Below are 13,145 nucleotides of genomic sequence, written 5' to 3'. Positions count from 1 at the left end.
GTTATTGCTTGGCAGCAACTTCCTGACGACAACAGACGCGATCGTACAACCCTACGATGACGAATACCAGCAGCGAAGGTGATAACCACGCCAGACCTTGCTCTGCCAGCGGCAAATGCTGCGTCCATTCGGGTAGGAAGTGTGCAAAAGCGGAGGCTTTCACGGCATCAAGGATACCAAACAACAAACTGACCAACATCACTGGAGCCACAATGCGTGAGGCATGATTCCACCAGCGCAGAGTGAAACTCATCAGCACTAGCACGATACATGGCGGGTAAATTGCCGTCAGTACCGGAATGGAGATCTGAATCAGATGGCTCAGTCCCAGATTCGAGACCATCATCGAGAAGATACCGAGGATAAACACCAGCGCTCGGTAAGATAATGGCAAGTATTGGGCAAAGAATTCAGCACAAGCGCAGGTCAGGCCCACCGCCGTCACCATACAGGCGATGAAGATCAATGCAGCCAAGAACACACTGCCCAAGCCACCAAAGGTGTGCTGCACGTAAGCATGTAATACCACGGCACCATTTTGTGCCTCTGGCACCAAACTACCACTGCTGGAACCCAGCTTAAACAAGCTCAGATAGACCAGTGTCAAACCGATCCCAGCAATCAACCCAGCCCAGATGGTATAGCGCGTCAACAACTTGGCGGAAACCACGCCACGTGAACGAGCCGCATTGACGATAACAATACCGAAGACCAAGGCTCCTAAGGTATCCATGGTCAGATAACCATTCACGAAGCCGGAGGAGAACGGCACTTGCTGATAAGCATCCGTAGCGGGAATCAATGGGCCTGCTGGCCAAAGCAGTGCGGCGATACCCAGAATCGCCAGCGCCAAAATCTTCAGCGGTGCCAGGATATGCCCGACCGTATCCAGTAAACGGCCTGGATATAGCGAAATTCCGATAACCAGAGCGAAATAAACCACGCTATAGATAAACAGAGGCAATGGACCATCACCCGTCAAAGGGGCAATACCCACTTCGAAGGAAACAGTTGCAGTACGTGGGGTAGCAAACAGTGGGCCGACTGCCAGATAGCAAACGGTCGCCAGCACCAGACCAGCACTGCGGCCAATCGGGGTGCTCAGAGCATCAATGCCACCGCCGACACGTGCCAGCGCGATAACCGTAATGACCGGCAATCCAACCGCAGTAATCAGGAAGCCCAGCGCCGCCACCCAAACATGTTCACCCGATTGTAAACCTACCATCGGCGGGAAGATGATATTGCCAGCCCCGACGAATAAGGCAAAGGTCATAAAACCTAATGCCATAATATCTTTAGACGATAAACGATGACTCATAGTGATGTGCGTTGCCTAGTTAAATGACCAAAAGAAAAAGTCCTAAGTTGCGGTCTTTCCGACGTGATCGAAACGATACAAAGCTCTGATAAACGCAAACTCCGGCGGTTAATAAGCAATCTATTTCGTCAGTATGCAGTGTTTTTGAAGTTATTTGCAGGTGGAATAGGCCAACAACGGCGCTAAGTAGACCGTTTATAGCGGAGAAAGGCAAGTGAGGATCATAAAAGCAGAGTCATCATCCAGATAATTTCACCAAACCAGTTAATCGTGCCAGATTTAGATAAATACACCCCACAAGATTTGTATCATTTATATCCAACCGTTAACATTTTATCGTCAATATCACCCCACCAACTCAGCGAATCTGGTGAAAATATCATCGGTCAGTAGCGGTTTTTTATCACGGGTAATCGCACCTGATTACGTGGATGAAAAGTGACATTGGAAACAGACTAATCAGCAAAACCCAAAGCTTTTCGGGTGCGCATCAGCACATCAGGTGGCAATGGCAAATAGCCGTCATGGGCTGCCTGCTTTTGCCCTTCCGGTGATAACACGCGCTCAAGGAATGCCGCAGTGAGGGGCTCCAACGGCTGGCCCGGTGCCTTATTGATGTAAATATAGAGATAGCGCGACAAAGGATAGCGGCCATCTTTAACATTTTCGGGCGTCGGCAGCACAAAATCCTGCCCAGAGGCCGCCAGTGCCAGTGGTTTAACACCACTGTTACGAAAACCGATACTGGCATAGCCAATGCCATTTAATGACTCTGCTACGGCTTGCACCACAGATGCAGAACCGGGCAACTCATTGACATTATTTATAAAATCGCCATCGCACAGCACCCGATGCTTAAAGTAGCCATAGGTTCCCGAGGCTGAATTTCGGCTGTAACGCTGCAACGCGCGAGCCGCCCAGTCCCCCTCCAGCCCCAATTCACCAAAGCGCTGAACTGGGCGGAGCGCCCCACAGCGGCGATTTTGCGAGAAAATAGCATCAAGCTGAGATAAATTCAGTTTATTCAGTGGGTTGTCCTGATGAACAAAAACCACTAAGGCATCGACGGCCACAGGTACAGCCAGCGGCGGATAGCCATAACGTTGAATAAATGCGCTAATTTCACCATTTTTCATTGGCCGACTCATCGGGCCAAGTTGGGCAGCCCCAGCGGCCAAGGCGGCAGGGGCAGTTGAAGATCCTGCCGCCTGAATCTGCAAATTAACGCCGGGATAGTGATGATTGAAATCGTCAGCCCATAAGGAGATCAAGTTGGCTAAGGTATCAGAGCCAACACTGGAGAGATTGCCTGACAGGGTATGAGCAGTAGAAACTGACGATGATGAGTGCTGCGTCATCATTGGAGATAGCACCACCTGTTGCGCGAAAACGCCATAGCACAACCCTAGCATGGCGGTGAACAGCGCCCATTTTCCCCATCTCATCAGCTTAATATCCATGCAGTGTTAGGATTTGACTGCATTCTCGGCTAAAACTGTGGGAACAATCAACCGGTTCGGCAAGGTAAAGATAAATCGCGTGCCCAGACCAATTTCACTCATCACCTCTAAACGCGCGTCGTGGTGGCTCAATGCATGTTTCACAATCGCCAGCCCCAACCCACTGCCGCCCGTTTGCCGTGATCGCGCTTTATCCACCCGATAGAAACGTTCCGTCAGCCGTGGCACATGTTCCGGACCAATCCCCGGCCCATTGTCGCTGACCTGAAATTGCGCGCCTTGCGGTGTTTGCTGCCAACACACCTCAATTTTAGTGCCCTCAGGAGTGTGATTGACCGCGTTATAGACCAGATTTGATACCGCACTGCGCAGTTGGTCTTCATTGCCAAACACCTTTAACTGCTCGTTCACCCGGAAAGTAATCTCATGGCGACCATTACTCAGCGCCTGCACCTCATGCTGCAATACCTTGAGCATCAACGGAATATCCACCCGCTCATTCATATCCACATTAGGTGCAGCTTCAATACGTGATAGCGTCAATAGTTGTTTAACCAGTCCATCCATGCGCTTGGTCTGCTCCTGCATCGTCCCTAGTGCTTTGTCCCGTAATGGCCCAGCTAACTCTTGGTCATGCATCATTTCCAGATAGCCCTGCAACACCGTCAGCGGGGTGCGCAGCTCGTGGCTGACGTTAGCAAAGAAATTACGTCTCGCCCCTTCCAACTGACGCATTTGAGTCACATCACGGGCGACCATCAATAATTGCCCCTCAGAATAAGGCATCACGCGGAACTCGACGTAATAACCATTGTTCAATTGCAGGGTCAGCGGGCGGGAAAAGGTTTGTTGTTGCAGGTATTGGCTGAATTCAGGATAGCGCAATAAGTTGAGAATATGCTGCCCATTATCCTCCGGCCAACGGAACCCGAGCAATTGCTGAGCCAAGCCGTTACACCAGAAGATATTGCCATCAATGGTCGTGATAACCACTGCGTCTGGTAGTGACTCGGCCCCGCTACGGAATCGCTTGATAAGTAATGCTAACTCACGCCGACGCCGACGATTTCTCAGTTGCATCTGGTACAAGCCGTAAAACAGCGGCTCCCAGCTCCAACGCCCCGCAGGAGGGGTCATGCTACGGTCTAACCACAGCCAGTGAGATAATTTGAGTTGGTTATAGAAGTTCCAGACCAGCGCCGCGAGCACGGATACCAGCAACAACCAAGGGAGATACCCGATAAAAGCACCCAGCAGCAGTGCTGGCAAACAAAAAAGAGCCAGCTCTAAAGCCAGCGTTTTCCATGATAAACGTTCTAACACGACGAATTCTCCGGCACTGAAAACTCAGTAGCGCGTTGAGAAACGGTATCCAGTTCCCCGGACAGTTTGTACCATGCGATCATGACCATCAACTTCAAGCGCCTTGCGTAGCCGACGAATATGCACGTCAACCGTACGATCTTCTACATAAACGTTAGTGCCCCAGACATAATTAAGCAACTGTTCACGGCTGTAAACACGTTCAGGATGGGTCATAAAAAAGTGCAGCAACTTAAACTCGGTTGGCCCCATCTCTAGTGCTTGCTCATTAGCCATCACTCGATGAGAGGAGGGGTCAAGGCTTAACCCTTGCATTTCAATCACTTCTTCAACTGCCATCGGCGATATCCGCCGCATAACCGCCTTGATACGCGCCACCAACTCCTTCGGCGAAAAGGGCTTGGTGATGTAGTCATCAGCACCCACTTCCAAACCGCGCACCCGGTCTTCTTCTTCGCCACGGGCGGTCAACATCATCACAGGAATATCTCTGGTCAATGCTTCGCGTTTCATATGCTTAATAAACTGGATACCCGAGCCACCCGGCAGCATCCAGTCCAGTAGCACTAAATCAGGGTAAGGCTCCGACAGACGAGTGACTGCGCTGTCATAATCTTCGGCTTCTAAGGGTTGGTAACCATTCTGTTCCAACACAAAGCACACCATCTCACGGATTGGTGCTTCATCTTCCACCACCAGTATGCGTCTTGCCATCATCAACCCTGCCAGTAAGTTAGTGGTCACTATTTGATTTCGGGAGCCATTATGCGTCACTTTTGTGACATTTTTATGAAAAACATCACGCTTCTATCAGCAATAAGCATAGTGATAAATTTCACAGTAATTGCAAAATGCAGCAGCCAAGTTTGCGAGACGTCTCGGAGATTTGCCTCATGCTCTTGTTTTAGCCGCGACATCCTGCGACCAGCGTTTATAATCAGCGCCATTCTCTTTGACTGATAACCTGCCGTGCGGGAGATTTATGCGCATTATCCACACCTCTGATTGGCATTTAGGCCAGCATTTCTTCACCAAAAGCCGGGCTGCCGAACATCAGGCATTTCTGCACTGGCTCATTAAGCAGATCGAAGAAAATCAGGTAGATGCGCTGATTGTCGCTGGCGATATTTTTGATACTGGCTCCCCACCTAGCTATGCCCGCGAGTTGTATAACCGTTTCGTGGTTGAACTCCAGCCCACTGGCTGTCAATTAGTTGTTCTTGGGGGGAACCACGATTCAGTATCAACACTGAATGAATCACGCGGTTTGCTTTCTTATCTGAATACTACAGTGATCTCCTGCGCCAGTAGCCATCTCGAACAACAAATTATTACGCTGAAAAACCGTCAGAAACAGCCTGCGGCCTTGCTGTGTGCCATTCCCTTCTTGCGCCCACGGGACTTGGTGACCAGCCAAGCCGGTGAATCTGGTGGGCAGAAGCAATTGGCGTTGCAAGAAGCCATTGCGGGCCACTATCAGGCGTTATATCAGCGAGCCGTTGAACTGCGCAGCGAACTGGGTTTGCCTCTGTCTATTATTGCCACGGGGCACCTCACCACCGTAGGGGTCACCACCTCAGACTCGGTTCGTGATATCTATATCGGCACACTAGATGCCTTCCCGGCGCAAGCGTTTCCACCGGCTGATTATATTGCGCTGGGCCACATTCACCGCGCACAGCAAGTAGCTAAAACGGAGCATATCCGCTATAGCGGCTCGCCCATCGCCCTGAGTTTTGATGAATTGAGCAAAGAGAAAAGTGTTTATTTGGTGGAGTTTGCCCAACAAACATTGGCGTCAGTGGCCCCGCTACTCATCCCTCAATTTCAGCCGATGCAGCTCATCAAAGGGGATTTGCAGCAAATAGAGCAGCAGTTGGCTAAATTTGCTGACCACCAAGGCTTACCTGTCTGGCTGGATATCGAAGTGGCCACCCAAGACTATCTTACTGATATTCAACGGAGAATTCAGGCGTTGGCAGCAGATCTCCCCGTTGAGGTTGTACTATTACGTCGCAGCAAAGAACAGCGCAACAACAATATTGAGCGGCAAGAAAAGGAGACACTCAATGAGCTGAGTGTCGCCGATGTCTTCGAACGCAGACTGGCACTGGAGCCAGATTTAGCCGAGCCACGCCAGCAGCGGATGCGCCAAATGTTCAATCAGGTGGTTGAAGCGATCACCCAAGGTAATGATGCCGCAGAGGAGCAGCCGAAATGAGAATTTTAAGCCTGCGCCTAAAAAACATTAACTCTCTACAAGGGGAGTGGAAGATAGACTTTACTGCTGAGCCCTTTGCCAGCAACGGCTTATTCGCCATCACTGGCCCGACGGGGGCGGGGAAAACCACACTGCTGGATGCAATCTGCCTTGCGCTATACCACCAAACACCACGTCTGAATGTCACGCCCAGCCAAAATGAGCTGATGACACGCCATACCGCAGAATCTCTGGCCGAAGTTGAATTTGAGGTGAAAGGCACCCGTTATCGCGCCTTCTGGAGTCAACGTCGCGCTAAAAACAGCCCTGAAGGGAGCCTACAAGCACCTAAAGTTGAGTTGGCGTTATGTGAAAGCGGCAAAATCCTGGCCGACAAAGTGCGTGACAAGCTTGATAGGGTTGCAGAGATAACGGGGCTGGACTTTGGCCGTTTTACCAAATCCATGATGCTGTCACAGGGGCAATTTGCCGCGTTCCTTAATGCCAATGCTAATGACCGCGCTGAGCTATTGGAAGAGTTAACTGGCACTGATATCTATGGGCGACTATCCGAACAGGTGTTCGAACAGCATAAACAGGCCAAAGCCGATCTGGATGCCTTACACCAACAGGCAACTGGTATTGAGCTGCTCAATGAAGAACAGCGGTCAGCTCTATCACAACAAATAGATGTTCTCAGCCAACAAGAGAAGCAACTCGCCGCCGAACAATCGATTAATCAACAACAAATAAGCTGGCTAACACATTGGCAACAGCAGCAAAAGAGTGCACAGGAGTATCGGCAGCAACAAAAATTGGTTGAGCAAGCCCTCCTGCAAGCTCAGCCAGAGCTGCAACGGCTAGCCCGCAGTGAACCCGCTGAAAAATTGCGCCCCTTACTACGAGAGTGCTCACGCAGCCAGCAAGATGTGCAACAGATACAGCTGCGTATCACCACACTGACTCAGCAACAGCAGCAACTTCAGACTCAGCTGACACCACTGGCTCAGGCGTTGGAGCAAGCCAATTTGGCCCGCCAACAGCAGGCGGCTAAACAGCATGAGCAAGAAACGTTGATCGAACAAAAAGTCGCCCCATTGGATAACACGATTGCACAGCAGCAGCACACATTGGCGCAACTTGCTATGCAATTACAACCACTACGGGACCAAGAACAACAAGAGAGGCAGCAGCTCGAACTCAATGAACAACAGCAGCTAAAAAACCTCCAGCGCCTACAGCAATTGGCTGAATATGCCCACCTGCACCCCCATCATCAGCACTGGGAAAAGAACCTCCCCTTATGGCGCGAACAGTTCCGCCAACAACAAATAGTGCAACAGCAGTGGATTGAAAGTGAACAGCAGTTACAGCAACAGGCCGCATTGCTGAACACATTGCAGCAACAAATCACCACGCTGAATGAGCAAGACAAACAACAGCAAGCCACATTGATACAGGCCAGCTCGCAGGCGGGTAGCATCCAACAGCAATTAGCACGGCTTGAGCAGCAACACCCCTCGACACAGCTACGCCAGCAATGGAGTGAACTCCAGCAACAACGGCCAATTAGGCAACAATTAGCCGCATTATCGCCTTTGGCGCAACAAATTCAGTCGCAGCTCGATAAACAACAGCAGCAATTCGATAGTCTGCAGCAACAGCTAAAAGGACTTGAACAGCAGTTAGCTGAAAAACGTCAGTTGTATAAACAGCAAAAACAGCATCAAACTGATCTGGAAAGCTTGTGGGAACGCGAAAAACAGATAGCCGGATTAGAAGCTGAAAGGGCCAAATTGCAATCGGGAAACCCCTGCCCATTATGTGGTGCACTGGATCACCCAGCGATTACTGAATATCAGGCGGTAAAACCCTCAGAAACAGCCGAGCGCCTTGATAAACTGCGCCAACAAGTTGAGCAGCTCTCTACCGTAGGAACAGAACTGCGCACTCAGGTTGAGAGTGTGCAGCAACAGCAGCTGCGTTTGGAGCAAGAGTTACAGCACAACCGCCAACAACTGGCGGATTATCAACAACGTTGGCAGACACTGGCACAACCATTGGCGCTGACTTTTGCCTTGCACGAACCCAAAGCCTTAGCAACTTGGCTGGAGGAGCAAGAACGGTTAGAACAAAACTGTCAGCTAAAACTGACTGAATATGAGCATTTAAATCAACAATATCAGCAAGCAAAGGATGCTCTGACCCAAGCAGAACAGCAGCAGCAAACACATCTACAACAGTTGGCACTCATCACGCAGCGTCACCAAGATACCCAGCAAATTCACCAAACATTATTAGCGCAGCATCAGCGCCAGCAGGATGAATTAGCCCTGATGCAACAGGGTTTCCATAATTCGCTAGCTGAATTATCGCTCACCCTACCTGAAGCAGATCTGCAGCAGAGTTGGCTGAGGCTGCGGGAAGAAGAGAGCCAACGCTGGCAACACTATCAGCAAGAGCAACAGCAACTGATGCTGGAACAAAAAGCACTGGAGACGCGGATTGAAGATGAGCGCCGCCATTTGCAATCGTGCGTTGATCAATTGACGAAGCTGACTCAGAAACATCAGCAGGCTGAAGCCCTGTTACAACAACAGCAGCAGCAGCGCCACGAACTGTTTGGTAACACGAGTGTGAGTGAGGCCCGCCAGTTATTACGCCAGCAACAGCAGCAAGTCGATCTGGCACAAAAAAATGCCTCAGATGCCCTACAACTGACCCAATCTCAACTCAACCGGCTCTCCGGTGAACTTACGGGGTTAGAGCAGCAATACCAGCATAATCAACAGCGTGCGGCGGCGGCTCAAGCTGAGTTACAGCAGGCACTGGAGATCAGTGAGTTCGACGATGAAGCGGCCCTAACCGCCGCCTTGCTGAGCGAAGAAGAGAGGCAACGTTTGCAGCAATTGCAACAGCAATTGAACGAGCGGCAACAGCAGATCCACATTCGTCAGCAACAAACTCAAGAAGCGCTAGAACACCATCTACAGCAGTGTCCCCCGGGAGTCGATCAGACATCTGAATTGGCGGTACTACAGCAGCAATTGGAACAACTATTTGCACAGCTAAAAGCCAATACATTACGGCAGGGCGAGTTACGCAATCAGCTAGAGAGTGACGCCACTCGCCGTAACAACCAGCACACTCTATTTGAACAAATTGAGTGCAGCCAACAGCAATATGATGATTGGAGCTATCTCAATCACTTAATTGGCTCCAAAGAGGGCGATAAATTCCGCAAATTTGCCCAAGGGCTGACACTCGATCATCTGGTCTATCTGGCGAATAACCAGCTCAGCCGCTTACATGGCCGCTATCTGTTGCAGCGAAAAACCAGTGATGCACTGGAGTTACAAGTGGTGGATACATGGCAAGCCGATGCGATACGTGATACCCGCACACTATCGGGAGGTGAAAGTTTTCTAGTCAGTCTGGCGTTGGCACTCGCGCTGTCGGATCTGGTCAGCCATAAAACCAGCATTGACTCTCTATTCCTTGATGAAGGCTTTGGCACACTGGATGCCGAAACACTGGATACCGCACTGGATGCACTTGATAGTCTGAATGCATCGGGCAAAACCATCGGGGTTATCAGCCATGTTGAGGCAATGAAAGAGAGAATTCCGGTGCAAATAAAAGTGAAGAAAGTCAACGGGCTGGGTGTGAGTCGATTAGACAATATTTTCCGGATAAATCAAGACTGAGCATCTCCCCAAAGTCATTGGCGTTACAGCTAGGCGGCAAGCGAGCGCATCCCGATGAGCCTATTTATAAGCAAGGCCAACGGCACGTCAGTGGCTCGGGTAAACGAGTACAGCTAACAACGCTGTAGCGTCAAGGACGAAGGGCTGTGGGCCATAACCAAGCGGCGCCACGCACCCCGCTCGAATCACCATGCACCGCCTTGCGAATGGGAGTTTCACACTCACCACCAAATACCCAAGGGCTGATTAATGCAGGTAATGTTTTATATAGGCGGTCGACATTGCTCATTCCTCCGCCCAAGACCACCACATCGGGGTCAAACAGGTTAATGACTTGAGCCAATGATTTAGCAAAACGCTGCTCATAATGGCTCATGGCCTGCTCTGCTACCGCATCCCCCTGTTCAGCCAACGTTATGATTTCATGACCTTTAAGGGGTTTTCCACTCAGGCGGAAGTAATCCGTGGCAAAACCGGTGCCGGAGACAAATGTCTCAATACAGCCCTTTTTGCCACAATAACAAGCCACTTCCTGCTGATATTGTCGCTCTTCGTCATTCTGCCACGGCAAAGGATTATGGCCCCACTCCCCGGCGATGCCATTGCCGCCAGCATGTACCCGCCCATCAATAGCAATGCCTGACCCACAGCCCGTGCCAATAATGGCAGCAAATACCAGATGCTTGCCTGCACCCGCCCCATCAGTTGCCTCAGAAACAGCCAGACAGTTCGCATCATTTGCCAAACGCACCGGACGAGAGAGAAGATCAGACAGATCTTTATCGACAAACTGCCCATTCAGCCATACGGAATTAGCATTTTTTACTTTGCCGGTAAAAGGAGAGAGTGTCCCCGGAATACCCACGCCGACACTGCCCTTCTCGCCCGTAGCCAGCTCAGCGTCAGCGACTAAAGTGGCAATCGCCTGTAACGTTTTTTGATAATCATGGCGTGGGGTATCAACCCGCTTACGGAAAAGTTCCAGGCCATCATTGCTCAATGCAATGACCTCTATTTTGGTGCCACCCAGATCGATACCAATGCGCATTGCGCTACACCTCATTGACGGAATTGTTCGTTTTACTGCGAGCGATAAACATGCCCGATATACCAAGGCAGTGACGATAATAAAAATCTTATCTTTTCAGTGTGGACAATAGCTCGTGGCGGCACAATCTTTGTTACCCGTAATTTTGCATTACGTCGTGTTTAAATCCTATTAGGCTAAAATTACCTTCCGAAAATGACTGGCTGGCGCTCTTTTTTCTTATTCTTTACTAGGGGTCAACGCATCAATTCGTTATCATGCCGCCCTGCGTTTGATTAACTCGCGCGCTACAGGCGCGCCCGAGCCAGGGATAACACTATGCTGTGGTTTAAGAATTTAATGGTTTACCGTTTGAGCCGGGAAGTCTCACTGTCTGCGGATGAAATGGAGAAACAGTTAAGCGCGCTCAGTTTCACCCCCTGTGGTAGTCAGGATATGGCAAAAACCGGCTGGGTATCACCGATGGGTTCACACAGCGATGCCTTAACGCATACGATTAATGGTCAGATCGTGATTTGTGCACGTAAAGAAGAGAAAATCTTGCCATCTCCGGTGATCAAGCAAGAGTTACAAGCCAAAATTGAACGTCTGGAAGGTGAACAACATCGCAAACTGAAAAAAACTGAAAAAGACTCATTAAAAGATGAAGTCTTGCACAGTTTATTGCCACGAGCATTCAGCCGTTTTAACCAAACCTTCCTGTGGATTGATACGGTCAATGATCTGATTATGGTCGATGCGGCCAGTGCCAAACGAGCAGAAGACACCTTGGCACTGCTGCGAAAAAGTCTAGGCTCCTTGCCAGTCGTGCCGCTGACATTAGAAAACCCGATTGAGCTGACACTCACTGAGTGGGTGCGCAGCAAAGAATTACCTGCTGGTTTTACCTTGATGGATGAAGCTGAACTGAAAGCTATTCTGGAAGATGGCGGCGTGATCCGTTGCAAGAAACAGGATCTGTTCAGTGACGAAATTGCGGTACACATTGAAGCGGGCAAGTTGGTGACTAAGCTGGCACTGGATTGGCAAGAACGTGTTCAGTTGGTGCTGTCCGATGACGGATCACTTAAGCGCCTGAAGTTCTCTGACACCTTGCGTGAACAGAACGATGATATCGATCGGGAAGATTTTGCTCAGCGTTTTGATGCTGATTTTATTCTGATGACCAGTGAACTGGCCGCTTTGATTAAAAATATCATTGAAGCTTTGGGTGGTGAGGCTCAGCGCTAATATCGCTGTTACTCAGGAACAGATAATATTGCCCTCTCTGCTATGGAGAGGGCCGTAATATTCGCTAAATCAGAAGTGGATTAGCTCAAATATTTGCACAGATACGATGATGCTTCAGCCACTTGCAGGTTAAATTCACTCTCCCCTGGGATGTAGAAGGTTTCACCGGGCTTGAAGACTTCCCAACCTGATGACCCCGGAATCAGTACTTTTAAGCTGCCCGTAATGACCGTCATCTCTTCCGGTTTAGCTGTACTGAAGGTGTATTCACCCTTTTCCATCACCCCAACGCTAGCTGGCCCAATGCTGTCACTGTCAAAACCAATAGATTTCACTTTCCCGGTAAAATACTCATTAAATTTCAGCATAGTTTTGCACCCGCGTCTTAATCAAAATTGAGCTTTCATATTAGAGTCTCTATAAACGCGCTGTCACTGATTATTATGACGAAATGGGATCATTGCCGAATTCATAATCGAGGTTGCGGAGAAAACGCACGAATTGATGCTGTATTTGACTTTTTCCCCAGAGGAGAGCGGCTATTTGGCGAAAATAGCGCCGCTATAAATAGTTGACCGTATAAATGAGAGTGTATTTTATGAAAAATAGAGTGGCATCAGAGGTTTCGTAAGATATATAGCGCCAGCGAGGTTTCAAAGACCACAATCAATATTGACCAGAATGCCGGCATGAAATTGGTGTGTTGATGGATAAACAATTTGAAGGTTTTCATCGGCCCGCCTTGAATGGCCTTGCCTTAAGTGGCTTTAATCAGCGCAAATGATTTACGTTGAAATGATTACGTAGGTGATGATTGTACGCTTCGTATAATTATCAGGCAATCAGATGGGCTACT

General features: G+C 49.6%; 9 protein-coding genes. 3 read left to right on the top strand and 6 right to left on the bottom strand.

The features are described from left to right. Position 1: 1 nt before the first annotated feature. The 4 genes from brnQ to phoB all read right to left on the bottom strand — a co-directional run bounded on the left by brnQ (position 2) and on the right by phoB (position 4,818). Entirely contained in the window at positions 2–1,321 is a 1,320-nt protein-coding gene (brnQ, locus tag HRD69_RS10435) for a branched-chain amino acid transport system II carrier protein (protein ID WP_004873485.1), read from the bottom strand. Positions 1,322–1,776: 455 nt separating this feature from the next. Beyond that, the gene (locus HRD69_RS10430; RefSeq protein WP_032812984.1) at positions 1,777–2,766 is read right to left on the bottom strand and encodes a PstS family phosphate ABC transporter substrate-binding protein; all 990 of its coding nucleotides are present in this window, start codon (positions 2,764–2,766) and stop codon (positions 1,777–1,779) included. Between the two features lie 21 nt (positions 2,767–2,787). After that, positions 2,788–4,104 carry a phosphate regulon sensor histidine kinase PhoR gene (gene phoR / locus HRD69_RS10425; protein ID WP_050537759.1) on the bottom strand — a complete coding sequence of 439 codons (1,317 nt, stop codon included), beginning with the start codon at positions 4,102–4,104 and terminating at the stop codon, positions 2,788–2,790. A gap of 24 nt (positions 4,105–4,128) precedes the next feature. Beyond that, the gene (phoB, locus tag HRD69_RS10420; RefSeq protein WP_032813021.1) at positions 4,129–4,818 is read right to left on the bottom strand and encodes a phosphate response regulator transcription factor PhoB; all 690 of its coding nucleotides are present in this window, start codon (positions 4,816–4,818) and stop codon (positions 4,129–4,131) included. A 268-nt stretch (positions 4,819–5,086) separates the two neighbouring features. On the opposite strand from phoB, the gene sbcD reads away from it, so the two are divergent. Together sbcD and HRD69_RS10410 are read left to right on the top strand one after the other, a co-directional pair. After that, entirely contained in the window at positions 5,087–6,325 is a 1,239-nt protein-coding gene (gene sbcD / locus HRD69_RS10415; RefSeq protein ID WP_004873491.1) for an exonuclease subunit SbcD, read from the top strand. Then, positions 6,322–10,011: an AAA family ATPase gene (locus HRD69_RS10410; RefSeq protein WP_032812985.1), complete on the top strand. Its 3,690-nt coding sequence runs from the start codon at positions 6,322–6,324 to the stop codon at positions 10,009–10,011. Before sbcD ends, HRD69_RS10410 begins: the two co-directional genes overlap by 4 nt. 130 nt (positions 10,012–10,141) lie before the next feature. Here the strand turns inward: HRD69_RS10410 and mak are convergent, their stop codons facing one another. Next, complete coding sequence (gene mak / locus HRD69_RS10405) at positions 10,142–11,059, bottom strand: fructokinase (protein ID WP_004873493.1); 918 nt, start codon at positions 11,057–11,059, stop codon at positions 10,142–10,144. Positions 11,060–11,377: 318 nt separating this feature from the next. Here mak and rdgC point away from each other — a divergent pair, with 318 nt between their 5' ends. After that, a complete protein-coding gene (rdgC, locus tag HRD69_RS10400) occupies positions 11,378–12,289 on the top strand; it encodes a recombination-associated protein RdgC (RefSeq protein ID WP_004873494.1) in 912 nt (303 codons plus the stop codon). Positions 12,290–12,369: 80 nt separating this feature from the next. Here rdgC and ppnP read toward each other — a convergent pair whose 3' ends face one another. Then, the gene (ppnP, locus tag HRD69_RS10395; protein ID WP_004873495.1) at positions 12,370–12,657 is read right to left on the bottom strand and encodes a pyrimidine/purine nucleoside phosphorylase; all 288 of its coding nucleotides are present in this window, start codon (positions 12,655–12,657) and stop codon (positions 12,370–12,372) included. Positions 12,658–13,145 lie beyond the last annotated feature (488 nt).

The organism is Yersinia mollaretii ATCC 43969 (assembly GCF_013282725.1).
GTDB lineage: Bacteria > Pseudomonadota > Gammaproteobacteria > Enterobacterales > Enterobacteriaceae > Yersinia > Yersinia mollaretii.
This window is presented reverse-complemented; position numbering and strand designations above follow the sequence as displayed.

Coding starts and splice junctions, on each gene's coding strand:
- brnQ (WP_004873485.1), bottom strand. CDS start 1,321: ATGAGTCATCGTTTATCGTCTAAAGATATTATGGCATTAGGTTTTATG.
- HRD69_RS10430 (WP_032812984.1), bottom strand. CDS start 2,766: ATGAGATGGGGAAAATGGGCGCTGTTCACCGCCATGCTAGGGTTGTGC.
- phoB (WP_032813021.1), bottom strand. CDS start 4,818: ATGGCAAGACGCATACTGGTGGTGGAAGATGAAGCACCAATCCGTGAG.
- sbcD (WP_004873491.1), top strand. CDS start 5,087: ATGCGCATTATCCACACCTCTGATTGGCATTTAGGCCAGCATTTCTTC.
- HRD69_RS10410 (WP_032812985.1), top strand. CDS start 6,322: ATGAGAATTTTAAGCCTGCGCCTAAAAAACATTAACTCTCTACAAGGG.
- mak (WP_004873493.1), bottom strand. CDS start 11,059: ATGCGCATTGGTATCGATCTGGGTGGCACCAAAATAGAGGTCATTGCA.
- rdgC (WP_004873494.1), top strand. CDS start 11,378: ATGCTGTGGTTTAAGAATTTAATGGTTTACCGTTTGAGCCGGGAAGTC.
- ppnP (WP_004873495.1), bottom strand. CDS start 12,657: ATGCTGAAATTTAATGAGTATTTTACCGGGAAAGTGAAATCTATTGGT.